Here is a 24,401-nt window from a genome sequence, read left to right on the forward strand (position 1 = left end):
GTATCGATCTTGAAATTTGATCGGCCGTTACCGGAACCGCGTATCTGAACTGCAGGTGGCTGAGAGCGATGGCGCTTTCAATAAGCACTGTAACATTACCCACCCTGCCTCTCCACCAGCAAAGCGAAGTCATGAAATTCGGGTCAAGCGGCGTTCGAGGTTTGGATTCGGAATTGGTCGGCAAAGCCAGCGGACTTTATACCGAAGCTTTCGCTTGGCGTTTGATTTCGAGCCGGGTTCAGTTGAATAGTCCGGTCTTCATAGGCCGCGACTTACGCGACAGCAGTCAGGCGATAGTCAACAATTGCATGGCAGCGTTGGCCGCAAATGGTTTTCAGCCGATCGATTGCGGCGCCATACCTACGCCTGCCCTGGCACTATATGCACGCAGACACGGCACGGCCGCTCTTATGGTCACCGGGTCGCACATTCCAGCCGATCGCAACGGCATCAAATTCTATGGCCCGAATGGTGAAATCGACAAGGCGGATGAGGCCGCGATGACGCGCTTTGTAGGCGAAAGATCAGCTGCGTATTGCTTGCCACCGGCTCCTCTGGGAACGACGTGGCCTATGCGCCATGAAGAAGCGATCGGCTGTTATCGAGAGCGCGCCAATGACATACTGGAGCCGGGCTCCCTTTCCGGCATGAGACTTGGTGTCTATCAGCACAGTTCGGTCGCGGCGGAACTGTTGGTACAGGTCCTTCAATCGCTTGGTGCCAGCGTGATCGCGGTCGGGAAAAACGGGACCTTCGTACCTGTCGATACCGAAGCCGTGGACGCGGCAACAATGTCAAAATTGAAGAAATGGGTCCGCGAATTCGGTCTCGATGCCATCGTGTCGACCGATGCGGACGCTGATCGGCCACTCATCGCTGATGAAAATGGCGATCTTTTTCGCGGCGACCTGATTGGGCTCGCAACGGCTCTCTTCCTGAAGGCAGACACGGTCGTGACGCCAGTGACCTCCAATTCGGGCATCACGAAAGCTCTTGGTTTCGAAGTCTGGAGGTCGAAGGTCGGCTCTCCATTTGTCATCGAAGCCATGGAAGCCTCAGGCGGCGCCGCCGGCATCGTCCTCGGTTTTGAGGCCAATGGCGGTGTTCTGCTAGGCTCGGATTGCACGGTGAACGGGAAGACGCTGACCGCACTGCCGACGCGGGACTCGCTGCTCCCAATCCTAGCTGTTCTCGGTACCATGGCATCGACAAAGAAGAAGCTGTCGCAACTGCGCGGGTTTTGGAACCTTCCGGCGTGCGCGAGCGAACGCCTTCAAGACTTCACTGCAGAAACTTCGCGCAGATTGATGGATCGCCTCGCAGACCTCGACGCGCTGCGGCAATTTCTCGCTCCGTTCGGGACTGTAGCCGAAGTCGACGAAACCGACGGCCTCAGGGTTCGAATGAGCACAGATGAGATCATACATCTGCGGCCCTCCGGCAATGCACCGGAATTGCGCTGCTATTCGGAAGCTTCGACCGAGAGCAGAGCCACGGCGATCGTCGCCTCAGTGCTGAAAAGGGCATTGGCATCCGCGTCACAGACGATAGGAAGCATTTGATGAAAGTGGTTCCGGTCATTATCAGCGGCGGGGCCGGCTCGCGGCTGTGGCCTGCGTCCAGGCAATCGCATCCCAAGCCTTTCCTCAAGGTGGCGGACGGGCATTCGCTCATTCAGCACACCGTGTTGCGTGCGGTTTCGATAGAGGGGGTCGCCGAACTCGTCACCGTGGCCTCCAAAGCCCACCTTTACCTCACGAAAGACGATTTTAACGAGCTGGAGTCTGTTGTGCTGCCGCGCACCTTCCTGCTCGAGCCGGAGGGCCGGGACACGGCCGCCGCTGTCGCCGCGGCGACGATCCACACCAAGGCAACACAGGGTCCGGATGCGATCCTGTGCATTTTTCCGGCGGACCAAATCATCGGCGACCTGCCGGCTTTTCGAAGCGCCATGAGCCGGGCGATAGAGCATGCGCGGCAGGGGCACATCGCTGCCCTGGGCATAAATCCGAACAGGCCGGAAACAGCATTCGGCTACATCGAGGCCGATGGCGAAAAAGTCGTCCGTTTCGTCGAGAAGCCGGACATCGAGACCGCCAAATCCTATGTCGCCTCCAAACGTTTCTTTTGGAACGCCGGCATCTTCTGCTTCAAGGCGCAGGTCATGCTCGACGAAATGGCTGCGCATTGCCCGGAGGTGATCGATGCCGTTCTCGCTAGCTACGAGAATGCTCGCGTCAGCCACGGCGACCATGTTGCCAGCATCGAACTCTCATCTGAGCACTTCGCCATGGCTCCTCGCATTTCACTCGACCGAGGGGTGATGGAAAAAACCCACAATCTCTCCGTCGTTCCCTGCGAAATGGGGTGGAATGACATTGGATCGTGGAACGCAATGGCTGAACTGGTCGCCGCTGACGTGAACGGAAACAGGATTCGCGGCGATGTTCACATGATCGATACCATGCGCAGTTACATAAGCTCGGACAAGAGAGTCATCGGCACCGTCGGTATCAGCGACCTGGTGATCGTGGATTCCCCCGATGCCCTGCTTGTCGCATCCCGCGATAGCGTCCAGGACGTAAAGAAACTCTTCGAGGGACTCAAGGCTGCGGGACATGAAGCACACTTACTACACAGTACAGTGCACCGGCCCTGGGGCACCTACACGGTTCTGGAGGAAAGCGAGCGCTTCAAGATCAAGCGCATTGAGGTGAACCCTGGCGGGCGCTTGAGCCTGCAGATGCACCATCACCGCTCCGAGCACTGGGTCGTGGTCAGCGGCACTGCGAAAATAGTCAACGGCGACCAGGAGCTACTCCTGACCACCAATCAATCCACCTATATCCCGTGCGGTCACAAACACCGGCTCGAGAACCCCGGCAATATCGGCCTGGTGATGATCGAGGTCCAAAGCGGCGAGTATCTCGGCGAAGATGACATCGTGCGGCTTGATGACGTATACGGTCGAACCTGACAGTCCACTTCTACAGGTCGCAATCAAGTTGGCGGACTCGCGAACGTCTTCTTGTAGCTATATAGGAATCCTCGAAGATGAGGTCTTGATCTAAACGGTGGCGGCCGCCGCATAGCGGAGCGCCTCCCACGCCGAGAGTGGTCGCGTATTGGAAGCCGCCGGCTCGGGCTTTTTCGGCATCCTATCTCAACATCGGCCGCCGCTTGTTTCGCATCTTCGAGCGGCCGGTCTCTGCATGGAGGCAAAATGACTGCTTCGCCTTTCGCGCTGCCCGAGACAGTACTTACCGCAATCTCAAACGGAAAACCCGCAATTCAGGCATATCGAGAACATCTTGGCTATTCGACCGAGGAGATCGCCGTGACGAGCGGACTGACGGTAGAGGAGGTCAGGCTGATTGAGTCTGGCCATCCCTTCGACAAGGGATATCGCGATCGGATCGCTCGGGCACTTGGCTTGGCTGAAAGTATCTTCGATGAAATCTCATCCATCCCAAACGCTGCCTGACCTCGCCCTCTAAAGATTACCCGTCGCAGGGGCCGTGAAGAGCATCGCGAAGCCCTTGTGCATCGCCTTCGGCGGCACGACCAGCGCAGCTTCCGTGCCGCTCCTTCCTAGATCCCAGTTTCGTGCCGAAACCAATCGGGACACCACGACGCCGCGTTCCTTTGACCGCTGTAGGTCTCCGCAGACATCTCATTGACTGAGCGACGCGAGGCTGATGCCCCGCTGAATCGTTGCCCCGTCCTTCAGGGTGTTGCATAAATCTGCGCTCCGGAAGAAGACCAGAAAGCAAGCTGACTGATCTATGGCCCTGAACAAAGAAGACGCGCTGGATGCCAGAATTCTTCAGGATCAGCTCGCTGATTTGAGGGCCGGTCTCTTCGTGTCGATGCCGATAAGCACTATCCTATCAGGCCTGATTTTGATGGTGCAGGCCCTTTCTGGCGGCGGCTTTGCGGCCGCAGTCTGGTTCTTGATTGTCAATGCTATAAATGTCGCGCGCCTTGCACTAGCCCATTATCAGCTAAATGAGACGGGTCCTAAGGACGATTTGAAATGGATCTCGCAGCGGCTTCGCTGGTTTGCCATTCTTGCTCTTTTGGCGGGATTTGCCTGGTCCTTTCCTGCCGTCCTCACGGCCGGATACACAACACCCCAATCGGCGCTGCATCTGATCATTCTGGCGGGGATTTCAGCAGGTGCGGTAACATACGGCAGTTCGTATTCCGCGGCAGCGATCAGCTTCATCACACCGCCACTCCTTATCACTGCAGGATGGCTGCTGACGAAAGGCAACTTGGAAGACTACATTCTGGCTTTTGCGGTTCTACTCTTCGAGGGCGGCTTGGTTCGAAGTTCGTTGGTAGGGCAAGCGCGCTTCCGCGAGGCGAGCCGCCTGAGACATGAGGCCGAGCGGCTTGCGGCCGTAATGGAGCGCAATTCCAAGGAGGACCACTTGACGGGCCTGCTCAACAGACGGGGCCTCGAACACGCAATCGGTCAGTACGAGAACACAGACGGCCCCTTCGTGGCAATGCTGATTGACTTAGACGGTTTCAAGTCTGTCAACGATACCTACGGTCACAGGACGGGTGATGAACTGCTCGTCATGATCTCCCGCCGGATAGAGCAAGAAGCGCCCGCAGGCTCAACGCTCGCCCGTATCGGCGGCGATGAATTTGTGCTTTTTTTCCCCTCGCTCAGAAATTCTCCTTCTCCCAGTATTCTCGCATCCAACATCATAGCCAAACTTGCTCGCCCCTATCCTGGGGTCGCGTCCGTCCGGATCGGAGCATCTTTAGGAATATACTTGGCCGAAAGCCCGGGGCTTACAGAAATGTTGTTGCGGGCGGATATCGCCCTTTACACAGCTAAGCGTCGTGGCAGGAACGAATTTTGCCTGTTCGATGCCGAACTCGACAGGGAGCTGCATCGCCGCCAGTCCATTGAACGCGACCTTCATTCGGCGATAAAGACGAGAAGCCTCAGTTCTTGGTTCCAGCCCATCGTAAGACTCGATACCGGGGGCCTGGTCGCTTTCGAAGCCTTGCTGAGGTGGACCCACCCGATTCATAGCGCCATCTCTCCGCCCGAAATCATCACAGCCGCGCGCGAAACCGGAATGCTTCAGCTGCTGACCCATACGGTTTCGGGGACTGTTGTGCTCTTATCGACGGCTTGTTGAAAGCTGACCGCCGTGATGTGCGTGTGGCAATGAATGTTTCACCGCGCGAACTGGAGGCCGGCGATATCGACGATATGATTCTGAATGGTTTGGCCGCAAAGGACCTGCCACCAACGATGTTCGAAATTGAGATTACCGAAGAATCCCCCGTGGACCCGGACAGAGTGGATGAGAAGCTCGGACGGCTTTCACATGCCGGCATCTCCATCGCGCTCGATGACTTCGGCACCGGCTTTTCCACATTGGCATCGCTCAAGGACAGCCGGATACGCAAGGTGAAAATTGACCAGGGCTTCGTTCGCGGTCTGGCAAGGTCCCGAGACGACCGGCTGCTTGTCAAAACGGTGATCGATCTTGGTAGGACGCTTGGGATCGAGGTCATGGCCGAGGGCGTGGAGACAGAGGCAGACCGACAAATTCTGCACAAGCTTGGTTGCAGAACCGCTCAGGGCTTCCTATTCTCCAAGGCGGTAACTCTGACCCAAGCGCTTGAATTTTCAGTAAAAGAGCACGCGAAAGAGTTGTGATCGGTACCAGTTATTGCTGACTGCATCAAGGAGAGCGCAAAAGGACGAGATGGGTGCTGGAGCGGACATGCGGTGCGCTATCAAGCGCCATTACGACGATGTAGTTGTGGTTCCGAGAAGTTGGTCAAAAAAGGGCGGTATTGCTGCCGCCCTTTCCGTATTAGCCAGGTAGCGTGGATTAGAAATCCATACCGCCCATGCCACCCATGCCGCCGCCGCCCATGCCGCCAGGCATGCCGCCTCCGCCAGCCGACTCCTTCTTCGGAGCCTCCGCGATCATGGCTTCGGTGGTGACCAGCAGGCCGGCGACCGAGGCCGCGTCCTGAAGAGCTGTACGGACAACCTTGACCGGATCGACGATACCCATGGCGATCATGTCGCCATACTCGCCGGTCTGGGCGTTGTAGCCGAAGGTCGCGCCCTTGTTCTCGAGGATCTTGCCGGCGACGATCGATGCTTCCGCACCGGCGTTGGCCGCGATCTGGCGGGCCGGAGCCTGCAGCGCACGACGAACGATGTTGATGCCGGCAGCCTGGTCGGAGTTGACGCCGACAGCGTTGATGTTCAGCGAAGCGCGCAGCAGTGCGACGCCGCCGCCGGGAACGATGCCTTCTTCGACGGCCGCGCGGGTCGCGTTGAGGGCGTCATCGACGCGGTCCTTCTTTTCCTTGACTTCGACTTCCGTCGCACCGCCGACGCGGATCACGGCAACGCCGCCGGCGAGCTTGGCCAGACGTTCCTGCAGCTTCTCCTTGTCGTAGTCCGAGGTGGTCTCCTCGATCTGCTGCTTGATCTGGGCAACGCGGCCCTGGATCTCTTCCTTCTTGCCGGCGCCGTCGACGATGGTGGTGTTTTCCTTGGAGATCGACACCTTCTTGGCGCGGCCGAGCATGTTGAGGCCGACATTCTCGAGCTTGATGCCGAGGTCTTCGGAGATGACCTGGCCACCGGTGAGGATGGCGATGTCTTCCAGCATGGCCTTGCGGCGGTCACCGAAGCCCGGCGCCTTGACGGCGGCGATCTTCAGGCCACCGCGCAGCTTGTTGACGACGAGCGTGGCGAGCGCCTCGCCTTCGACGTCTTCCGAGATGATGAGCAGCGGCTTGGAGGTCTGCACGACGGCTTCGAGGATCGGCAGCATGGCCTGCAGGTTGGAGAGCTTCTTCTCGTGCAGCAGGATGTAGGCGTCCTCGAGATCGGCAACCATCTTGTCGGCGTTGGTGACGAAGTAGGGCGAGAGATAGCCGCGGTCGAACTGCATGCCTTCGACGACTTCGAGTTCGGTCTCGGCGGTCTTGGCTTCCTCGACCGTGATGACGCCTTCGTTGCCGACCTTCTGCATCGCTTCGGCGATCATCGAGCCGACCGAAGCATCGCCGTTGCCGGCGATCGTGCCGACCTGGGCAACCTCTTCCGAGGTCTTGATCTTCTTGGCGTTCTTGATCAGCGTCGCGACGACGTCGGTTACTGCGAGGTCGATGCCGCGCTTCAGGTCCATCGGGTTCATGCCGGCGGCAACCGCCTTGTGGCCTTCCTGGACGATCGACTGCGCCAGAACGGTCGCGGTCGTGGTGCCGTCGCCGGCGATGTCGTTGGTCTTCGAAGCGACTTCGCGGATCATCTGCGCGCCCATGTTCTCGAACTTGTCGGAAAGTTCGATCTCCTTGGCGACGGTGACGCCGTCCTTGGTGATGCGCGGGGCGCCGAACGACTTGTCGATGACGACGTTGCGGCCCTTGGGGCCGAGCGTGACCTTCACCGCGTCGGCGAGGATGTTGATGCCATGCAGCATGCGCTCGCGGGCATCGCGGGAGAATTTTACGTCTTTGGCAGCCATTTTTAGCTCCTGGCAGGGGCTCGGATCGAGCCCGAAGATTTAAGATTCAGTTGATGGAAAGGCCGATAATCAGCCGATGATGCCCATGATGTCGGATTCCTTCATGATCAGAAGGTCTTCGCCATTGAGCTTGACTTCGGTACCCGACCACTTGCCGAACAGGATGCGGTCGCCGGCCTTGACGTCCAGCGGGACCAGCTTGCCAGCTTCGTCACGAGCGCCGGAGCCGACGGCGATGATCTCGCCTTCCTGCGGCTTTTCCTTTGCCGTATCCGGGATGATGATCCCGCCCGCGGTCTTGGATTCGGATTCGACCCGGCGAACGACCACGCGGTCATGAAGCGGCCGGAACTTCGACTTTGCCATTTTTTCTTCCTCGATGAGAGTGGTGAAAACACCATCCGGCGGCGCCGGACACGTACAAAGCCCGGCTGTCCGGACCTGCAGTTAGCACTCAGCAAAGGCGAGTGCTAGCGTGGCGGTGAGATAAACCGTGGCGTGGCGCTAGTCAAGACAACAGGGTGGGCGATGTCGTAAGCAGATGAGTTGTCCGGATTAGGTAGCACGTGAGTTGTCCGGTTTTATCGCCAGCGGATGGAGGCTGGGGATGAAGCGGACGGCATGGCTACAGGACCGGAGAATGCAAAAGTTTCGAGACGTATTGAGCCGCTGGAATGGTGGCGATCTTTCGATGATGGAGGCAGGCGAGTTGCTTGGCATGTCGGAGCGGCAATTCCGACGCTACCGCGACCGGTACGAAGAGGCTGGGGAAGCTGGGTTGCTGGATCGGCGCTTGGGCAAGCTTTCGACGCGTCGGGTGCCGGCGGAAGCGATTGAGGAGATGCTGGAGCTTTACCGTCATCGCTACCTCGGCTGGAATGTGAAGCATTTCCACGAGCACCTGCTGCGCGATCACCATTTCAGCTGGGGTTACACCTTCATCAAGACGCAGCTCCACGCGGCGGGCCTTGTGGAACGGGCCAAGCGGCGCGGTGCTCACCGGCGCAAGCGGGAGAGGAAGCCTTGCGAGGGGATGATGCTGCATCAGGATGGCAGCCGTCATCGATGGCTGGCGGGTGAGCCGATGCTGGACCTGATCGTGACGATGGACGATGCGACGAGCACGATCTATTCGGCCTTCCTGATCGAGGAGGAAGGCACGGCGTCGAGCTTTCAGGGCCTTCTGGAGACATTCGTCGCCAAGGGATTGCCATCGAGCCTCTACAGCGATCGCGGCAGCCACTATTTCGTGACGCTGAAGGCCGGCGAGGCGGTCGACAAAAGCCGGCTGACCCAGGTCGGCCGGGCGCTCGAGCGGCTGGGTATCGAACATATTCCAGCCTATTCCCCTGAAGCGCGAGGCCGCTCGGAGCGGATGTTCTCCACCTTGCAGGATCGGCTGCCGAGGGAGCTGGCGCTGGCCGGAATTGCCGACATCGAGGCCGCCAACCGGTTCATCGCACAGACCTACCTACCAGCTCACAATGCCCGCTTCGCCAGGCCGGCCGCGGTCGAGGACAGCGCCTTTGTCGCCGCAGACCCGCAACAACTGGCCCAGATCCTGTGCATCGAGGAGGAGCGCGTCGTTGCCCGCGACAACACGGTCGCCTTCGCGCGGCTGCGATTGCAGCTGCCGCAGAGCCCGATCCGGCATCACTTCGTCAAAGCCACCGTCAAGGTCAGGCACTACCCGGATGGAACCCTGGCGATCTTTCACGGGCCGCGCCGCATCGCTCGCTACAGCTCTGACGGCGCCGCAATCGAAGACACTTGCCCCATCAGGCAAGCCGCGTGAACCGCTTCGACGCCAAAACAGAAGCGGACAGATCATGTGCTACCAAACCGGACAACTTGATTAGCTACCGACAGACAACAGGGTGGGCGATGTCGTAAGCACATGAGTTGTCCGGATTAGGTAGCACGTGAGTTGTCCGGTTTTATCGCCAGCGGATGGAGGCTGGGGATGAAGCGGACGGCATGGCTACAGGAACGGAGAATGCAAAAGTTTCGGGACGTATTGAGCCGCTGGAATGGTGGCGATCTTTCGATGATGGAGGCAGGGGAGTTGCTTGGCATGTCGGAGCGGCAATTCCGACGCTACCGCGACCGGTACGAAGAAGCTGGGGAAGCAGGGTTGCTGGATCGGCGCTTGGGCAAGCTTTCGACGCGTCGGGTGCCGGCGGAAGCGATTGAGGAGATGCTGGAGCTTTACCGTCATCGCTACCTCGGCTGGAATGTGAAGCATTTCCACGAGCACCTGCTGCGCGATCACCATTTCAGCTGGGGCTACACCTTCATCAAGACGCAGCTCCACGCGGCGGGCCTTGTGGAACGGGCCAAGCGGCGCGGTGCTCACCGGCGCAAGCGGGAGAGGAAGCCTTGCGAGGGGATGATGCTGCATCAGGATGGCAGCCGTCATCGATGGCTGGCGGGTGAGCCGATGCTGGACCTGATCGTGACGATGGACGATGCGACGAGCACGATCTATTCGGCCTTCCTGATCGAGGAGGAAGGCACGGCGTCGAGCTTTCAGGGCCTTCTGGAGACATTCGTCGCCAAGGGATTGCCATCGAGCCTCTACAGCGATCGCGGCAGCCACTATTTCGTGACGCTGAAGGCCGGCGAGGCGGTCGACAAAAGCCGGCTGACCCAGGTCGGCCGGGCACTCGAGCGGCTGGGTATCGAACATATTCCAGCCTATTCCCCTGAAGCGCGAGGCCGCTCGGAGCGGATGTTCTCCACCTTGCAGGATCGGCTGCCGAGAGAGCTGGCGCTGGCCGGAATTGCCGACATCGAGGCCGCCAACCGGTTCATCGCACAGACCTACCTACCAGCTCACAATGCCCGCTTCGCCAGGCCGGCCGCGGTCGAGGACAGCGCCTTTGTCGCCGCAGACCCGCAACAACTGGCCCAGATCCTGTGCATCGAGGAGGAGCGCGTCGTTGCCCGCGACAACACGGTCGCCTTCGCGCGGCTGCGATTGCAGCTGCCGCAGAGCCCGATCCGGCATCACTTCGTCAAAGCCACCGTCAAGGTCAGGCACTACCCGGATGGAACCCTGGCGATCTTTCACGGGCCGCGCCGCATTGCTCGCTACAGCTCTGACGGCGCCGCAATCGAAGACACTTGCCCCATCAGGCAAGCCGCGTGAACCGCTTCGACGCCAAAACAGAAGCGGACAGATCATGTGCTACCAAACCGGACAACTTGATTAGCTACCGACAGACAACAGGGTGGGCGATCGCGACGTTCCGGGCGATGCAACCCTGAAAGAGTCCAGCGAATCGATGGTGTTCGGGGCTCGACACACAGGATGAATCCACCCTGCGGATGGTTAATTTTGTGCCTTCCGCGACCGCCGCGCGGTTCGTCGCGCCGTAGAGAGCAAGTCGGGCGCTAAGCATCTAGTCGCCCCGAGACGTGCCGAGCTTTTGCGTGGGAGGGGCCATGCGGGATTAATGACAACGGCTTGCCCGGTCATTGGAATGTATTTCTATCCACAGGGTGGATGCGTCTTATCGAAACAAACGATTTTATCAATCTTTCGGAATCTCGCATTGAGAGCACCTAACACGCCCCGATCGCCCGAACCCTTGTCGTGTGACGTCGCGACGTGACCGGCAAAGGCCTGGCGCCGCGCCCACGTCAAAAGGTATTATTATGGAAAAAAACAGAATGGCTGATCAACTCGCAACGGAAATCATTGCCACGATCAAGAACCGCCTCGAATCGGAGAGCGGCGAGAGCGTGTCCATTATCGGCGAAATAACGACTGCCACGGAACTGACCTCGCTGGGAGTCGATTCACTGGGTTTGGCGGATCTCCTCTGGGATGTGGAGCAGGCCTACGACATCAAGATCGACATGAACTCGGCCGACGCCTGGTCGAATCTCAACAATGTCGGCGACATGGTGGAAGCCGTTCGCGGTTTGCTCGCGAAGGAGGTCTGATTGGATAGGCGAGTCGTCATTACTGGGATGGGCGGGCTTTGCGGCCTGGGCAACAACGCCGCCTCTATCTGGAAAGAGATGCGCGAAGGCCGCTCCGCCATCCGCCCGATGGTAACTTCCGAGCTTCATGAGATGAAGGGCACTGTCGGTACCGAGATAAAGGAGCTGCCGAAGCACGACATCGGCCGCACCCAGCTCGTCTCCATGGACCGCCTCAGCTTGCTCGCTGTGCTTGCGGCGCGCGAAGCGATGCAACACGCCGGACTTTCCTGCGACGAGGGAAATCCGTATCGCTTCGGCGCGACAGTAGGCGTCTGCGGTTGGGGCTGGGGAACGGTCGAAGAAACCTATCGCGCCCTCTATTTGGACGGCGCGAAGCGTACCGGCCTCTACGCTGCACCAAAGGGATTGCCGAGCGCCGCTGCCAGCCAGGTCAGCATGAGCCTCGGCCTGCGCGGCCCGGTCTTTGCCATCGCGTCTGCATGCGCATCAGCCAACCATGCGATCGCTTCGGCGGCGGATCAGATCAGGCTCGGCCGAGCCGACGTGATGCTTGCTGGAGGCGCCGAAGCGCCACTCGTATGCGTTCAGCTGAAGGCATGGGAGGCAATGCGCGCCCTCGCTCCGGATACTTGCCGGCCCTTCTCCGCCGACAGGAAGGGAGTGGTGATAGGTGAGGGTGCGGGCATGGCCGTGCTGGAAAGCTATGAGCATGCCGCGGCGCGCGGTGCCACAATGCTTGCCGAGATTGCAGGCATCGGCCTTTCCGGCGATGCCTTCCACATCGTCGCGCCGTCGATCGAGGGGCCGGAGGCCGCGATGCGCGCTTGCCTTGCCGACGCCGGGCTGAATGCCGAGGACGTCGATTACCTCAACGCCCACGGCACCGGCACCAAGGCCAACGACCGAACCGAGACGGCGGCGATCAAGCGCGTCTTTGGAGACTATGCCTATTCGATGTCTGTCTCGTCCACCAAGTCCATGCACGCGCATTGCCTCGGCGCGGCGAGCGCACTTGAAATGATCGCCTGCGTGATGGCGATCCAGGAGGGCATCGTGCCGCCGACCGCCAATTATCGCGAACCAGACCCCGATTGCGATCTCGACGTCACGCCCAATATGGCGCGCGAACGCAAGGTGCGCGTGGCACTGAGCAACGCCTTCGCCATGGGCGGCATGAACGCAGTTCTGGCGTTCAAGCAGGTGTAAAAGCCATGCGAAATGTAAGTAACTCTATCTCTCACATCCAATCCTTGCCGGATCACGGTTGTGAAGGACGTCCCTTGGACCGCCTCGAATGCGCCAAGTGGCGGCGGAAGCTCGACGAACCGGACCTCGCTTTTGCAAAATTCTCAACTGTTGAAGCGGCGGACCTACCGCTACCCGGAAGGTTAAGCGAGGTCCTTCGGTTCGGCTCGAGGTTTGTCCAAAGCTTTTACCCGACAATGTCTGGAGGCACGCAGGGCCGCTAGTGGCCGCTTCCATGCGAAGCCAGTCCTTAGAAAGGGAAATCGATAACAATGTTCGATCTGACCGGCCGCAAGGCGCTCGTCACCGGAGCAAGCGGTGGAATCGGCGAGGCCGTAGCACGGGCGCTGCACGCGCAGGGCGCAACCGTCGGCCTGCACGGCACGCGTGTCGAAAAGCTCGATGCGTTGGCTGCCGAGCTTGGCGGGCGCACAAAACTGTTTCCGGCGAATCTCTCGAACCGCGACGAGGTCAAGGCGCTGGGCGCAAAGGCGGAAGCCGATCTCGAAGGCGTCGACATACTGGTCAACAATGCTGGCATCACCAAGGACGGGCTTTTTATCCGCATGTCGGACGACGACTGGGACGCGGTCCTCGAGGTCAACCTGACCGCCATGTTCCGGCTCACACGCGAACTGACCCATTCGATGATGCGCCGCCGCAACGGCCGCATCATCAACATCACCTCCGTGTCCGGCATAACCGGCAATCCCGGCCAGGCGAACTATTGCGCCTCAAAGGCTGGCATGATCGGCGTGTCGAAATCGCTGGCGCACGAGATCGCGACACGCGGCGTGACAGTGAACTGCGTGGCGCCGGGCTTTATCGAATCGGCCATGACCGACAAGCTGAACGATAAGCAGAAAGAAGCGATCATGGCCACCATTCCGACCAGGCGCATGGGCACCGGCGTGGAAGTCGCCTCGGCTGTGGTCTACCTGGCCTCGAACGAGGCCGCCTACATCACCGGCCAGACCGTTCATGTGAACGGTGGTATGGCAATGATTTAGCGTGAAAAGTTCAGTAGGCCCCGAAGGTTCCCACCCAGATAGCGGTCAGTTGGTCTGGCGAGCGGGTCGGGTAACTGGCCGGGTCGAAGCCTCGTGATCAAGGCCGCCTCGGTCGGAAGATTTAGGACAATCTCTTTGAAACGCATGTCCTTTCTCATCCAGCGCGTGGAATGCATTCATCGAAATAAACGATTTTGCCAATTCCGCAAAAGGTTGCATAGCACGACTTGAAATGTGTAAGCCAAGGTAACTATCGATGTTTGTATTGGTTCCGAGCAGTATTTCCGGTGTACGCCTTCCGGTGTACTCGGAACGCAGCGGAGACGCGTGTTCGTTGTGGCTAGTTCTTCGGTGACCTGCGCAAGCTACATCGAGCCGGCTCGATGCGACAAGCGTCCCTCTGCTAGGCGCTTCACAACAAAACAGCAACAAAGATGAGGTCTTTCCATGTGCTCTGACGTGCGGTGGAGGTTGCGCTGGGAAAGTGACTTGCAACAGGCCGACCATGTCGAACTCTCCGAGTTTTTCCGAAAGACCTACGGACCGACTGGGGCCTTCAACTCAGAGCCATTCGAAGGCGGCCGTAGCTGGGCCGGTGCGAGGCCGGAGCTCCGCGCAATCAGCTACGACGCGCACGGCGTAGCGGCTCATATCGGCATACTACGCCGCTTCATCAAGGTTGACGAGGTCGAGCTCCTGGTGGCTGACCTGGGGTTGTACGGGGTGCGTGCGGATCTTGAGGGACAAGGAATCGGTCATTCAATGCGCGTTTTATATCCAATATTGCGGCAGCTTGGAGTTCCATTCGCCTTCGGCACCGTTCGGCACGCGATGCGGAACCATATGGAGAGGTTCTGCAGAGACGGCCTGGCGGCAATTGTGTCGGGCGTTCGCGTGCGGTCCACTCTCGCAGATGTTTATCTCGACCTGCCGCCCACGCGAGACGAGGACGTGCTCGTCGTAGTTGTGCCGATTGGACTCTCGATGAGCGAGTGGCCATCCGGCACCCTGATCGTTAGGAACGGTCCGGAGCTATAAAACATCTTGGAGTGCCGCGTGATGGCGCTGAGGCACCTGAGCAGCGGGCTTTTGCAGAGCTACTCGGACTGAATACGCGTTCCCATGCGCGTTTGCTGTGGATGATTAAGGCCGAATTAACATCCAAAAATCTGCGCATCTAAATCGATCCGCGAGGTTCCGCGCACGGACGTTCCGGAAGTGAATCGCCGTCACCCTGAAATCGACAAAGCACCGGCTTCGCAAAATCGGTGCCTGACGTCACGTAGGATCCCGTGTTTTCCGACACACGGGAACGACTTCAAGTCTCACTTTGAGGCGACGAAATGAGGGGGCAGCAATGGTGGCTGGCGAACCTAACGACGTGCGCGTCGAGCGTTGCGGTGAGGGATGGGTCGTCCATATTGTCGAGGACGGCAAACTGACAGCTCTTCGGTTCGCGACAGCCGATGACCAACGAGCTAAATGTTTAGATGGGGTATTCGGCTGTCCGAGCCCCTCGTTTCCCCGTTGAGGTGCTGCGCTTCGAGCTGCATCAGATGGAGAAGCGCACCATGTCATATTATGTTGGCCTGGACGTCTCGGTCAAAGAGACCTCGGTTTGTATCGTGAACGACGCCGGCAAGATTTGGGGGCATCGGGGAGATTGCGATGAGAAAGTTTATCCTGCAGCTAAAACAGCTTTTTAGGGGGCAACCAGCTCCCGAAGCAATCCACGACGAGCGGCACGATGTGAGCTTGGGTCGTGATGGCAGCGACAGAATCGACGCTTGTCCGGGCGACTATCAATCTTTGGCCCGCGAGGGCGATCACCAATCCTATGGCGATAAGGCATGGGACGAACTCTCCGGTGATAGAAAGCGCCACAAACCGCATTTTTTTGGGGAGGACAATGACAATTTCTGCGGATTCGGCGAACACGTCCTCGATGGAGGCAGCAAGGATTATCTGAGCGCGGGCGTTGACTCACGTTTCCAGCATCGGACGAGCGGCTTCGACCCGAGGTCAGGGTGGAAGCCGCACATTAACGCTCTCGTCGATATCGAACGTGATGCCTTCATCTTTCACACGGTGGGATAGTACAGGGAGGATTTTGGCACGAACTCCGTCGACAACGCCAGCGCACTGTCCGGCTACCCGGCGAAGTGGTTTTACACGGGCAAGTCCTCATTAAACTAGTTCGTCGCTATGTCGCGCCCCGACCTCATCGGAAATCCGACAGCCCGATTCAGAGACACTTGATCTCGATACCCTATTTCCTCAGCGGGTAGCCAATCTGGCGCGGCGTCAGTCCCAGCAGGCGCGCTCCCTTTGGCTGCACCCAGACGGATCTTTCCATTGCGGCGATGAGACGCTCGCGATCGGTCATGTTCCTGCCGCTTACGAGGCCGATCCGAGCAGGCGCTGACAGTGCCTGCTCGCCGTCAACAGGCGGGGCTGCAACGGCGGCCGAAGCAAAAGCACCAGACGATTGCATGGGTGGCGATCGTGCGATCGGCTCGGATTTCGGCGTAGCCTCCTTCGATGCGTGCTTCCATAGCATGGCGGAAAGGCATCGGTCGTGTGAGCAATCATAGTCGCTTCTGACGACTGACGCTCCCGCTGCCAGGGTCCCCATCCGCTGCACGCAATTTTCAAACTCGCGGACGTTTCCGGGAAAAGCACAGTTCATCAGCACTTCAATCGCACTCGCATCGAAGACCATCGTACAGCCGTTTTTCGCTGTTGAAATTCTTGAGAATCGCAGCGGCAAGGAGCGGAATATCACTGCGCCGTTCCCGCAATGGCGGCACCACGAAGGGAACAACGCGGATGCAATAATAAAGGTCGGCGCGTTACTCGTTCCTTGCAACAGCGTCTTCCAGGTTCCTGTTCGTGGCGGCAATCACGCGAACGTCGACCTTAATCATCTTGGGAGATTGGCGATCTCATCGCTCGAAGCGCGATCGACGCCGGATTTGCGTCGAATTCGGCGCCGCATTCGCCCGCGCCAATCTCGTTGCGACCTCGTTTGCAACAGATCCTTCAAAGAAATTCATGAAACCTTCGCGACCGCAAAATCGCTGTGAATGGTACGCTCACCACGACTTCACGTTCAGTGGCAGAAATCTGGTGTAATTTAATGTTCCGCCGCCGAACAGCATTTGCGAAGAGCGCGAAATGGCAAGCCAGCAGGACGAGGTTACCACCCATGCGCAGATCGATTACAGCCAAGTCGCCCGCGATACGATACTCGACATTGGCCTGGTCGAAATTGCGCCGTAGTCCTGGCTCTCACCGAGCAGTCGCCGGACATAAGCAGGGCGTAATGAAGGACGAGGGCAAGGATCTCGAGCAGTGCGCGGGGCATCAGTGCCTCATATCTTCGATCTCCGACTGAAGGGCATCATCAAGATGGTTGATCCCTACCGCAAGACGGCGACAGGACACTTCGGCGTGATGAGCCTGAGTTCACCTAGGAGAAGACGGACAGAGCTGACGACTTGCTCCGTGAAGCAGGACCGGCAGCTGCATTAGGGCCCGCTGACAGCGCATCCCATAACACGTTTCAACTCGCTAAAGCCGCGCCCGGCCGCGGCACGCGCTTCGACATCATGCTGATGGCTATGTGATCGACACGGGCGGTTACCGGAAAGGCGACAAAACATGCGCTACGACATCGTCATCATCGGTGGAGCCATCGTCGGCTCCTCGGTGGCCTATTACCTGCGTGAGCAAGGGTTTTCCGGCTCGATCGCGCTGGTCGAGCGTGATCCGCAATTCGCGCATGCGGCAACGACGCTGTCCATGGCCTCGATCCGCCAGCAATTCTCGATCCCGGAAAACATCCGCCTGTCGCAGTTCACGCTGAAACTGTTCCGGCGGCTGAAGGAAGAGTTCGGGAATGACGCCGATATCGGCTTTCGCGAGGGCGGCTATCTCATCCTTGCCGGCGAGGACGGCCTGCCGATCCTGAGGGGCAATCACCAGGCGCAGATCGCGGAGGGCGCCGACATTGTGCTGGAGGACGCGGATCAGCTGGTGCGCCGGTTCCCGTGGCTGTCGCCCGAGGGCATAACCGCCGGCGCCTATGGCCGCAGCGGCGAGGGATGGTTCGACGCGCATGCGATGCTGACGCTGTTCCGCAAGGCGCTGCGGCAGAAGAAAGTCGATTTCATCACCGCAGATGTCACCGGCATCGCGCGCGATGGCAACCGCGTCACCGGAGTGAGCCTCGGCAATGGCGAGACGCTGGAGGCTGGCATCGTCGTCAACGCCGCCGGCCCGAACGCCGGCAAGGTCGCCGCACTCGCCGGGCTGGCGCTGCCGGTCGAGCCGCGCAAGCGCAATGTCTTCGTCTTCGAGGCACGCGAGAAATATGCCGACATGCCGCTGCTGGTCGATCCCTCCGGCATCTATGTCCGTCCGGAAGGCTCGGTCTATCTCACCGGCGGCGCCGAACCGGAAGAGAGCGATGGCCCGGCCGATCCCGGGGATTTCGATGTCGACTGGCCGCTGTTCGAAGAGGTGATCTGGCCGGTGCTGGCGACCCGCATTCCCGCCTTCGAGGCGATCAAGCCGACTCGCGCCTGGGCCGGCCACTACGACTACAACACGCTCGACCAGAACGCGGTCATCGGTCCGCATCCTGAAGTCGGCAATTTCATCTTCGCCAACGGCTTCTCCGGCCACGGCCTGCAGCAGGCGCCGACGGTGGGCAAGGCGCTGGCCGAACTGATCGTGCATGGCGGATACCGCACGGTGGATTGTTCGGCGTTTGGCTATGGTCGTGTGGCTGAGGGGCGGGCTTTTAGGGAATTAAATGTGATCTAACAACAACGGCGGCGCGACGGTCTCCTTTGGTGCCGGCGGGACAGAGCGGCGCTAAGGATAGCGACAGGCGGTGCCGCGGTACAAAGGCCTACATGTTTAGCTTGCGCCGTTCGTACGGACCTTCGCTATATCAATGTGGAAGAAGCCGATCGGAAAGGCCTTGAACCTCTCTTCGCCAGCCTGTCGACGTCGGCATCTGGCAATCGCCCCGATGCTTGCGCTGCAGACATCGGTGCAATGTAGAGCGCGTCAAATGCGGGATCGTCGCTGAACGCGCGAGCGGCAGCTGCGTGTTGCGGCGGAAGGCCACAAGAACGGTCCTCTTCCTCGGCAGACGAGACCTCGATCTCGGCTCCCTGGCCGGTGGGCAGATCGGCTGTCGAACCCCGCTTCTCCACTGCTCGGTCTTGGGGTTGATGCCATAGCGGATCGAAGGCGACCTCAGCCTCGCCACTATTTGAATCGCACGACGGATCGCCTCTGTCGTTGTGGCGCTCCCATGCCCGGACCCGGCCCATCGGTGCATCCTGCCGATTATGCTGCGGCCAGCCACCTGGCAATGCTCGCCGCCGGCCTGCCGCCGAGCGCCAGCCCAACTGGTGAACGGTCCGGCGAGATCTCTCCGCGACAACCCCCGTCCATAAACCGCTCGGCAAATATCCGCTTTCAGTAGAGCCGTGCACTACAGACGAAGTGTCTTGCGACAAGTCGAAACTCAATCCACTTGCCCGCAACGAAGGAGATCATCGGGGATCGTCGTTGCAGGCGCGCTAATGCCCGGCTGACGCGGGGTTAGCAGTCGGTCGAGCACAACGAGAGGATTCAGGTCAACGCCACTGGAACCTATGTCGGCACCCATCCATGGCTTGGATGCGTTTCATCAAAACAGACGATTTTACCGATCGGACGGCACGTTGCATAGAAACAATTCAAGGATGTAACCCAAAGGGAAAGTGGTTGATGTTTGCGTTGGCTCCGAAGAGCATTTTCTGGCCTGCGCCGAAGACCGGCCAAGGGCGCGCGTCCATCGCGGCCAGGCACTTCCGCGTCTACGCAAGCTGCATCGCATTGGCGCAGCGCGACAAGCTCCCCCGAATTGCGCAGGCGCTTGCCTCAAAGGCAGCAGCAAAGCTGAGGTTTGTGGTGTTTTGGAAAGAGGCAATTTAGATGCTTGTTGATGGATCAAGGATGGGTCGGTTCGTTGTTTCTCGACGGCGCGAGGGTCTCGGTGATTGCCTGTGGTCGCTCGCATCGGCTTGGGACTACGCACATCGGACGGGACGAGCTTTAGCAATAGATTGGCGCGGCTCTTGCTACCTTGACAACCCGTCTGCGAACGCCTTTCCGGTCTTCTTCAAGCCGATTGAAGAGATCGGTGGTGTACCGGTCATTTGCGATGACGAGATCAACCACGTCTCATTCCCCGGTCCCTTCTTCCCGTCGTGGTGGAACAAACCGTCCATAGACTGCGTGTACCGTCCGGATGAACAGATTTTCCAAGAGCGTGATGAGCTTAGCGATCTCTTCCAAGCCCAAGATGATTGTGAAGCCAACACGGTCGTGTGTGATGCTTGCCTGATGTGGCGTTGCGATGAGAAAGCCGAGCGAACGATATTTCGAAGCATCACACCGAGGGCAGAAATTGAGGATCGGATCGAAGCGCTCTATCAAGAACACTTCGCCGGGCATAGCATAATTGGGGTCCATGTCCGCCACGGCAACGGCGAGAATATTATGGATCACGCACCTTACTGGGCTGATCAACACGTTGCCCTAGAGCAGGTATGCACTGCCATTCGTATGGCCAAAGCGCAACCGCATCCAAGACCTATAAGGGTGTTCTTGTGTACAGACAGCGCCCAGGTTGTTGATCACTTGTCGGGCAAGTTTCCCGAACTTTTCACCATCCCAAAACGCTTCCAAGCGGATCGGGCCGGCCCCTTGCACAGTGCAGCACTGGGCAGAGACGGAGGTTTTTCCGCTCTCGTTGAGATGTATCTCCTCGGCCGATGCGACACGGTTATTCGCTTTCCTCCGACGAGCGCCTTCAGCCGCCATGCCCGACTCTTCGTGCCACGGATAATCGAATTCGATTTGAATGAACCGCGTCGTTTGATCTTGATTGATAACTCTCTCGAACGTTCCCCAATTCCATGAAAGGGCGGGCATCCCGCTCAAATTCTCCCTTGCCTTCACGCAGAGGCCCCGTTCGCCCTGCCCGATCGCCCTTCTCGCCAATCCCACCGCAGCCGAGCATCACCCGGGCGCGTCAAAATCAAAAAGGTTCACGCTTGTCCAAGAGAAAAGTAGCTTTAATCACGGGGGTCACGGGGCAAGACGGCTCCTACCTCGCAGAACTTCTTTTGCAAAAGGGCTATTCTGTACATGGGATAAAGAGACGATCGTCTCTTTTTAATACCAGCCGTATCGACCATCTTTATCATGATCCTCATGTAAGTGGCGTTGATCTTACGCTTCACCACGGGGACTTGACGGATTCGTCCAGCCTTACGCGCGTCATCCAACTGGTTCAGCCGGACGAAATTTACAATTTGGCAGCTCAGAGCCACGTTGCAGTGTCCTTTGAAGAACCAGAATACACCGCAAACTCCGATGCCCTGGGTGCGCTGCGTATCCTCGAGGCAATTCGGAGCCTGGGGCTCGTCGAGCATACGCGCTACTACCAAGCCTCGACGTCTGAGCTCTACGGGCTGGTGCGGGAAACACCGCAGGCCGAGACGACACCGTTCTATCCCCGATCACCCTACGCTGTTGCCAAACTGTATGCTCACTGGATCACTGTAAATTATCGAGAAGCTTACAACCTGTATGCATGCAACGGCATCCTATTTAATCATGAGTCACCAGCGCGCGGAGAGACCTTTGTAACGCGAAAAATAACACGTGCTTTGGCTCGGATTAAGTGTGGATTACAACGGACTCTATTCTTGGGAAACCTTAATGCGCGTCGGGATTGGGGGCACGCTCGAGATTACGTCCAGATGCAATGGTTGATGCTGCAGCAGGAGCAAGCTGAAGACTTTGTGATTGCTAGCGGGGAGCAACATTCGGTGCGCGAATTTGTCTCCGTCGCGGCCGCCGAACTCGGCATGGGTGTTCGTTGGGTTGGGGAAGGGGTGGACGAAGAGGGGTACGATGCAAAGACGGGAGCTTTGATCGTAAAAGTAGATCCCCGTTATTTCCGTCCTGCAGAAGTCGAGACACTTCTCGGCGATGCCCGCAAGGCCAAAGAAAAACTTGGGTGGGAGCCCAAAATCTCCTTCATTGAACTGGTTAGGGAGATGGTTCGGGAAGATTTTCGCATGGCGCAGCGTGATGCGGTGTTGATGAAACAGGGATATCATACAAACGATCCACTGGAGCTAAGCTAATAAAAGCGGCCACACGCTGACTTGGTGCATAATTATCGTCCATATAACTAGACAATGGAAATAAAAAAGTGAAGAAAATCTATGTAGCAGGCCATCGCGGCCTTGTCGGGTCTGCCACAATGAGGGCCTTGGAGGCATTAGGATCCTATGAAATAATAACACGCACTCACGACGAGATGGATCTATTTGACCGGAGCGAGACGCGCAGCTTCTTTATGTCGCGGCGGCCTGATTACGTAGTCATTTGCGCCGCAAAGGTTGGTGGTATACTGGCGAACGCTAGCTCCCCCGTCGATTTCCTTCATGACAACCTGGCAATTCAACTTAGTGTTTTTGATGCCGCTTACGCTTCCGGTGTCGAGCGGATGATTTTTCTTGGCTCCTCGTGTATCTATCCACGCGACTGCCCGCAGCCGATACGTGAGGAATACCTTCTAACCGGTCCGCTTGAAGCGACGAATCGTCCCTACGCTTTGGCAAAAATCGCAGGAGTCGAATCATGCTGGTCGTTTAACCGGCAGTACCAGACGCGCTATCTCACGTTGATGCCGACCAGCTTATATGGTCCAGGCGATAATTATGATCCCGGAAATTGCCACGTTCTGCCTGCTCTGATACGCCGTTTTCACCAGGCTAAATTGAACGGAGACTCCTCGGTAGAGGTCTGGGGATCGGGAAAGCCTCGGCGAGAGTTTATGTACTCGTCGGATGTAGGCGATGCCATTGCGTTCCTGCTTGGCCTGCCAGATTCGGACTTTAATGACTTAACAGCCCCCGACAGGGTGCCCCTGATTAATGTTGGCGTTGGTGAGGACGTCACAATTCGCGAGGCAGCGGAACTGGTTAAGGCGGCGGTCGGCTGGGAGGGCAATTTGGTATTCGACAGGACGAAACCAGACGGTACTCCGCGCAAGTTACTGGACACAACGCGCTTGCGTAACCTTGGCTGGAAAGCCAAGACTTCTCTTGGTGCCGGGTTGCAAGCGATGTATGAGGATTTTCTCCGCGTTCATGGGGCTTGATGTGGATGCGCGCAGCCTGGTTGGACTGCATGTCCGACCGGTGCAAGCTGTTCAGCCAGGTCCAAACCGAAGAGAGGGACGCATACACACCCAGGACGACCGCGATATTGGCTTGTGCTAACGTTGCCAACCGGACCCCACTGCGACCGGCGATGCAAAGCATCACCCAGAAGCTTGGCCAAGCCCCCGGTAAGGCCGTATAAGGGCCGGACAGAACGGCTGTGCGTGAGCGCCGTTAACTCAAGCCTGCGCCTCGGCCAAAATCTTCCCTTTGTCGGTCATGGCAATACGGCCATGCTGAGGTGGTGAACCCCAGTCTCCCTGTGTCCTCATCAGCGTGCCGGCGTAGCCGCGATTTTCGGCCCTCGCAGCGCCCAGCCGGTTCCATGGTTGCACGCTTGTCGTTCTCCGCCGTGGTCGGCGCATACGGCGCAGCCGGCACACGAGGTGGGCGACGAACGAACCTAAACGTGTCCACCGCCCGAATTGGAAGCAGCGATCCGCGGCATTTCCGCCTCTTTCAGGAATCCAGCTCGCTCCGCGAAAGCCGACAAACGCATCGCAGGCCACGCCCATCTGCGTGCGGCGTCTTGTGCTTCATAGCACCGGTGAATGGCTGTTTCATGGGCCAGACGACCGCGGTTGCGCGGACCCAGCGACGCCCAATTCCGCCTTCGTTGTGTTTAGGGCGTGGATGGTTGTCATCCGAACAATCAATTTTGCCAATCCTGCCGCCCGTATTAGAGGGGTGTGACCGAAACCAAGTGCTTTGGCCCCTGGGACGCCAGACGAAAAAGCCTGAGCACCACCACCTATGCCGATTGGAATGCAGAAGGCAACGATCCGAAGGCAGTGGAAATTGGTGCCGGGATTTCAGAATTAGCGTGCCTGGTCCCGACCCTGCCGACGTCTGACGGCATTTTGCAGCGCCGGTGATTGCTGCCTCAGTGAGGTGTTAATTTGACCCATAAAATCGTTTATGAACTGCTGAATCGAGAAATGGGCGCAGACGATCCATGGCGGCTCGATGGCAATCCGTTCGATCCGGAGCGCCACGCAAATTCTCAGTTCTCATTGCGCAAGGTCCTGTCGCAAATGCGTTCGAAGTCGGGTGCGCTGCCGGCGCTTTTACGCAGCGGCTAGCCCAAGGGGTGCCCGAGTGGGACCAGGTCTACAGGTTGTTTTCGTATCCGCGCGGTGCCGAGTGTTACGTCGCAGATGAACGGCCGCGCTGGTCCGGCGCGCCTCACGGCGGCGGCAGCATGCTGTCCAGCGAAGCAATAACCCATCAACATTTCTGATGATATTGCGGTGAAACTTCGATGTAGAAGCTCGTTCGCCGATCATGGCAAGTAGAACGTGGCCTTGCGCCCACCCATATCGGCAACGAGCCGGAAGACGCGGCCTGGCCGAACCCCG

20 protein-coding genes and 2 pseudogenes are annotated in these 24,401 nt (G+C 58.6%); 19 read left to right on the top strand and 3 right to left on the bottom strand.

Annotation, left to right across the window (positions count from 1 at the left end; all coding sequences use genetic code 11):
* Positions 1 to 131: 131 nt before the first annotated feature.
* The 5 genes from ACIU1A_RS32820 to ACIU1A_RS32840 all read left to right on the top strand — a co-directional run bounded on the left by ACIU1A_RS32820 (position 132) and on the right by ACIU1A_RS32840 (position 5,692).
* A complete protein-coding gene (locus ACIU1A_RS32820) occupies positions 132 to 1,562 on the top strand; it encodes a phosphomannomutase (protein ID WP_404928057.1) in 1,431 nt (476 codons plus the stop codon).
* Entirely contained in the window at positions 1,562 to 2,977 is a 1,416-nt protein-coding gene (locus ACIU1A_RS32825) for a mannose-1-phosphate guanylyltransferase/mannose-6-phosphate isomerase (protein WP_404926261.1), read from the top strand. Before ACIU1A_RS32820 ends, ACIU1A_RS32825 begins: the two co-directional genes overlap by 1 nt.
* 246 nt (positions 2,978 to 3,223) lie before the next feature.
* A complete protein-coding gene (locus ACIU1A_RS32830) occupies positions 3,224 to 3,484 on the top strand; it encodes an XRE family transcriptional regulator (protein ID WP_404926262.1) in 261 nt (86 codons plus the stop codon).
* A 301-nt stretch (positions 3,485 to 3,785) separates the two neighbouring features.
* The gene (locus ACIU1A_RS32835; protein WP_404926263.1) at positions 3,786 to 5,165 is read left to right on the top strand and encodes a diguanylate cyclase domain-containing protein; all 1,380 of its coding nucleotides are present in this window, start codon (positions 3,786 to 3,788) and stop codon (positions 5,163 to 5,165) included.
* Positions 5,162 to 5,692: an EAL domain-containing protein gene (locus ACIU1A_RS32840; protein ID WP_404926264.1), complete on the top strand. Its 531-nt coding sequence runs from the start codon at positions 5,162 to 5,164 to the stop codon at positions 5,690 to 5,692. Before ACIU1A_RS32835 ends, ACIU1A_RS32840 begins: the two co-directional genes overlap by 4 nt.
* A gap of 178 nt (positions 5,693 to 5,870) precedes the next feature.
* On the opposite strand, the gene groL is transcribed toward ACIU1A_RS32840, so the two are convergent.
* Together groL and groES are read right to left on the bottom strand one after the other, a co-directional pair.
* The gene (gene groL, locus ACIU1A_RS32845) at positions 5,871 to 7,529 is read right to left on the bottom strand and encodes a chaperonin GroEL (RefSeq protein WP_404926265.1); all 1,659 of its coding nucleotides are present in this window, start codon (positions 7,527 to 7,529) and stop codon (positions 5,871 to 5,873) included.
* A 69-nt stretch (positions 7,530 to 7,598) separates the two neighbouring features.
* Positions 7,599 to 7,895, bottom strand: coding sequence for a co-chaperone GroES (gene groES, locus ACIU1A_RS32850; protein ID WP_006203049.1), 297 nt, complete (start codon positions 7,893 to 7,895; stop codon positions 7,599 to 7,601).
* Positions 7,896 to 8,169: 274 nt separating this feature from the next.
* On the opposite strand from groES, the gene ACIU1A_RS32855 reads away from it, so the two are divergent.
* The 7 genes from ACIU1A_RS32855 (at position 8,170) to ACIU1A_RS32885 (ending at position 15,835) form a co-directional block, all read left to right on the top strand.
* A complete protein-coding gene (locus ACIU1A_RS32855) occupies positions 8,170 to 9,324 on the top strand; it encodes an ISNCY family transposase (RefSeq protein ID WP_140898061.1) in 1,155 nt (384 codons plus the stop codon).
* 201 nt (positions 9,325 to 9,525) lie between these two features.
* Positions 9,526 to 10,680 (top strand): ISNCY family transposase, encoded by a 1,155-nt coding sequence (locus ACIU1A_RS32860; RefSeq protein WP_140898061.1) that lies wholly within the window; start codon positions 9,526 to 9,528, stop codon positions 10,678 to 10,680.
* A 524-nt stretch (positions 10,681 to 11,204) separates the two neighbouring features.
* Complete coding sequence (locus ACIU1A_RS32865) at positions 11,205 to 11,480, top strand: acyl carrier protein (RefSeq protein ID WP_027162824.1); 276 nt, start codon at positions 11,205 to 11,207, stop codon at positions 11,478 to 11,480.
* A complete protein-coding gene (locus tag ACIU1A_RS32870; RefSeq protein WP_404926266.1) occupies positions 11,481 to 12,689 on the top strand; it encodes a beta-ketoacyl-[acyl-carrier-protein] synthase family protein in 1,209 nt (402 codons plus the stop codon). It abuts the gene before it with no gap.
* Between the two features lie 311 nt (positions 12,690 to 13,000).
* Positions 13,001 to 13,738: a 3-oxoacyl-[acyl-carrier-protein] reductase gene (gene fabG, locus ACIU1A_RS32875; protein WP_404926267.1), complete on the top strand. Its 738-nt coding sequence runs from the start codon at positions 13,001 to 13,003 to the stop codon at positions 13,736 to 13,738.
* 447 nt (positions 13,739 to 14,185) lie between these two features.
* Entirely contained in the window at positions 14,186 to 14,776 is a 591-nt protein-coding gene (locus ACIU1A_RS32880; RefSeq protein ID WP_404926268.1) for a NodA family N-acyltransferase, read from the top strand.
* 630 nt (positions 14,777 to 15,406) lie between these two features.
* On the top strand, positions 15,407 to 15,835 hold the full coding sequence (locus tag ACIU1A_RS32885) for a hypothetical protein (RefSeq protein WP_404926269.1): 429 nt from the start codon (positions 15,407 to 15,409) through the stop codon (positions 15,833 to 15,835).
* Positions 15,836 to 16,007: 172 nt separating this feature from the next.
* On the opposite strand, the pseudogene ACIU1A_RS32890 reads toward ACIU1A_RS32885, so the two are convergent.
* Positions 16,008 to 16,662, bottom strand: a pseudogene (locus ACIU1A_RS32890) (sigma 54-interacting transcriptional regulator); the annotation flags it as partial.
* A 739-nt stretch (positions 16,663 to 17,401) separates the two neighbouring features.
* On the opposite strand from ACIU1A_RS32890, the gene ACIU1A_RS32895 reads away from it, so the two are divergent.
* The 7 genes and pseudogenes from ACIU1A_RS32895 to ACIU1A_RS32925 form a co-directional block, all read left to right on the top strand.
* Positions 17,402 to 18,568 carry an NAD(P)/FAD-dependent oxidoreductase gene (locus tag ACIU1A_RS32895; RefSeq protein WP_404926270.1) on the top strand — a complete coding sequence of 389 codons (1,167 nt, stop codon included), beginning with the start codon at positions 17,402 to 17,404 and terminating at the stop codon, positions 18,566 to 18,568.
* A gap of 861 nt (positions 18,569 to 19,429) precedes the next feature.
* Positions 19,430 to 19,735, top strand: coding sequence for a hypothetical protein (locus ACIU1A_RS32900; protein ID WP_404926271.1), 306 nt, complete (start codon positions 19,430 to 19,432; stop codon positions 19,733 to 19,735).
* Positions 19,736 to 20,725 carry a nodulation protein NodZ gene (locus ACIU1A_RS32905; protein WP_404926272.1) on the top strand — a complete coding sequence of 330 codons (990 nt, stop codon included), beginning with the start codon at positions 19,736 to 19,738 and terminating at the stop codon, positions 20,723 to 20,725.
* A 134-nt stretch (positions 20,726 to 20,859) separates the two neighbouring features.
* Complete coding sequence (gmd, locus tag ACIU1A_RS32910) at positions 20,860 to 21,960, top strand: GDP-mannose 4,6-dehydratase (RefSeq protein WP_404926273.1); 1,101 nt, start codon at positions 20,860 to 20,862, stop codon at positions 21,958 to 21,960.
* Positions 21,961 to 22,028: 68 nt separating this feature from the next.
* On the top strand, positions 22,029 to 22,982 hold the full coding sequence (locus ACIU1A_RS32915; protein ID WP_404926274.1) for a GDP-L-fucose synthase family protein: 954 nt from the start codon (positions 22,029 to 22,031) through the stop codon (positions 22,980 to 22,982).
* Between the two features lie 750 nt (positions 22,983 to 23,732).
* Positions 23,733 to 23,918 carry a hypothetical protein gene (locus ACIU1A_RS32920; protein WP_404926275.1) on the top strand — a complete coding sequence of 62 codons (186 nt, stop codon included), beginning with the start codon at positions 23,733 to 23,735 and terminating at the stop codon, positions 23,916 to 23,918.
* 63 nt (positions 23,919 to 23,981) lie between these two features.
* A pseudogene (locus ACIU1A_RS32925) lies at positions 23,982 to 24,127 on the top strand (SAM-dependent methyltransferase); the annotation flags it as partial.
* Between the last annotated feature and the right edge of the window lie 274 nt (positions 24,128 to 24,401).

This window comes from Mesorhizobium maamorense (assembly GCF_044998965.1).
Taxonomy (GTDB): domain Bacteria; phylum Pseudomonadota; class Alphaproteobacteria; order Rhizobiales; family Rhizobiaceae; genus Mesorhizobium.